At 66.5% G+C, this 2,799-nt stretch carries 1 protein-coding gene; it reads right to left on the bottom strand.

Annotation, left to right across the window (positions count from 1 at the left end; all coding sequences use genetic code 11):
• Window positions 1–170: 170 nt before the first annotated feature.
• Window positions 171–1,979: a group II intron reverse transcriptase/maturase gene (gene ltrA, locus EFK10_RS45600; protein ID WP_322973477.1), complete on the bottom strand. Its 1,809-nt coding sequence runs from the start codon at window positions 1,977–1,979 to the stop codon at window positions 171–173.
• Window positions 1,980–2,799 lie beyond the last annotated feature (820 nt).

Consider the following 2,799-nt stretch of genomic DNA (forward strand, 5'->3'; position numbering starts at 1 on the left):
GGTCTTCGGCCGCCCGGGGACGTTCTTCACATCGCGGGCGTTAACCAGCCAACACACCAGGCCCCGGTCCTCCAGCAGGTAGAACCAGACCTTCCAGTCGGGTAGCGGCGGCGCATTACTGCGCCGCCGCCCCCTCAGAACCGGCCATGCCCGATTTCCAGGCAACCGGCTCAAGCAAGCCCCGAAGGCTCAAGGGCAGGCAGAAGTGCCGTACTACCGTTGCCGATTCGGCGTTGACAGTGCGTGTGAACGAGACGGAGCGTGAAGGTATCGTCCGGTGTTCGGGAAGCCGTATCTGCAGTGATCACCTGTCGGTGGACCGCCTTGCGGACCGTGGTGCGCCACTGTTCCCATTCCTGGGGGGTCTGTGGCTCACGGTCGGCGTGCAGCAGCAGTTCCCGGCAGAGCGGACAGCGTCCGTGCTGGGCCCGGAGCAGGCCCAGCCCGGTGCGGTCCAGCGGGGGCCTGGTGCGGCGGCGCCGCTGGTCCCAGTAGCCGGTCAGAGCCGGATCATCGGGTGACGCCCAGCCCTTGACCAGCACATGCCGGATGATCTTCGTCCAGACGAACTTGAGCAGGTAGGCGCCGGATTGACGGTCGCCGAATACCCAGCGGTCCTGCCTGGAGCGGTTGAACCTGCCGAAGTAACGGGCTGTGATCCATTTCTTCGGCTTGTGTGGATGGGTGTACTTGGCCCACTTGTAGGTGAGCTTCCACAGATAGTCGTCCAGGTCGTTGAACACTCTGCTGGACACCACATGCCGGTAGTAGGCCGCCCAGCCCCGGATCACGGGGTTGAGCTTGATGAGTACCGCCTCGACGTTGGCCCCGCGCAGGGCCAGCATCTCGGCGGCGAGTCGCCTCTTCAACCGCTTGACGGCCGCATCGCTCGGTTTGATCAGCAACTTGCCTTGGTAGCGGCGGATGTTGAACCCGAGGAAGTCACAGCCCTCATTGAGATGGACGATGCGCGTCTTGTCCTCGTTGAAGGCCAGTCCCCTCGGCGCCAGCCACCCGGCCAGCCGTGCCTTGACCTGTTCGGCCTGCTCACGCGAGTGACACAGGGCCACAAGATCGTCGGCGTATCTGACCAGAACCGGGGAGCCCGGCACCGCCGTCCCGGCATCACGATGCGAGGACGGGTGGTAGCGGACTCCAGCGGCCTGCTCCATCCCGTGGAGGGCCACGTTCAGTAACACGGGGCTGATCACACCGCCTTGAGGGGTGCCCTCTTCGGTCGGTGTGAAGTGGCCCCGTTCGATCACACCGGCCTTCAGCCATTGCTCGACAAGTCCCCGGGCGGGAAACGTACCGAGTGCGGCGAGAAGGTGATCATGGTCGATTCGGTCGAACGCCGCCGCCAGGTCCGCGTCCAGCACCCACGGCCGCTTGCAGCGCGCGCCGCGCGCGGTCACATAGATGGCCTGGATTGCGTCCTGGCAGCCCCGGCCGGGCCGAAATCCATACGATCTCGACTCGAACCGAGCCTCCCACTCAGGCTCCAGCGCAGCCGACGCGACACCTTGAAGTGCCCGATCGGCGATCACGGGAATCCCGAGGCCGCGCCGACGCCCGTCGGGCTTCGGCACATACGCCCGCTTGACCGGCCGGGGACTCCACGACTTGGCACGGCACTGCACCCAGTCGGCCAGTTCGGCCTTGGACTGCGGCAGCAGCGCCGTCTTCCCGTCGATCCCAGCCGTCGCGCGGCCAGCGTTGAGCTCCGTAACCCGACGCACGCTCATCAGCGTGTTCGCCCGGGAACGGAGCATCAGCTTCTGCAGATTGCGGACCTTCTTCAGGTCCCCTGCCTTTGATGCCGTGAAGATCCTCTGCCGCAGGCGCCGTACGTCGTCCTCGACTCGCGGCCAGTCGATCTCAGCCCAGTCGGTGACGCTGTCCTCGGGTCCGTTCACCACGCCGACAGCGGCCGTGACAGTCTGCGCCGCCCCACCCGTCTGCGTCGTCGTGGCGTCCAACTTGCCCCTCGGTTCCGGTGTCGTCGTCCATCGATCTCTTCACAGGCTCACCCGGCCCACGTCAGCGCCCTTTCAGGCCGGGGCATCCGCCCCTATCCGGCCAGTTATCCAGGAGCCGCCCGGGAAGAGGTCCCGGCCCGCGGCCCCGGTTTCCTGCTGCCTTTCGGCCACCGGCATTCGCTTCTTGGGCCATCCTGCGCCCGCTGGGGAACTGGGCCTTCCTCACGGTCGGCTTACCAGGCGGAACCTGGACCCCATCGGGGTTGTCGTGTTGCACATGAGCAAGACACGACCGGGCAGGGCGCCCCCTTTACTCCGGGGACAGTGGTGCGCTCCCGGCCGGCAACTACGCTCCGACCGGCACCCGCCGCTTTCCAGCGGCCAGTCCCTACAACCCCGCTGGAACATCCCACCGGCAGGGGTAACCGTCACGAAGCCTCATCAGGGGTTCACTCGCGTTCGCCCATCACCCCGCCCGGCCTGACGGCCGCGCGGAGCCGGAAATACCGGATGGCATCCCCGCCGGTCTTCTCCTCGCCTGTAACCCCCAGGTGGAACAAGGGCCCTTGGGCTTCTTCCCCGAGCTTCGCACCCCGCAGTTACCCGCGACGCACGTCGGAGCGGAGACAGGCCGTGCGCACTGGCCTGAGTACTACACCTCCGGCATCAGCCGAACCTCCAATCGGTGCCTCCCACTTCACTCATGCACCCTCACGTCGCACGTAGACCCCCGTGGCCTCCATCACCACCTGCTCGACCCCGTGGGCCACCAACGTGTCCGCTAACTCCAGCACCGCGTTGGTACTCGCCGTCACCGTCC

This window comes from Streptomyces soli, from assembly GCF_003999195.1.
Lineage (GTDB): Bacteria > Actinomycetota > Actinomycetes > Streptomycetales > Streptomycetaceae > Actinacidiphila > Actinacidiphila soli.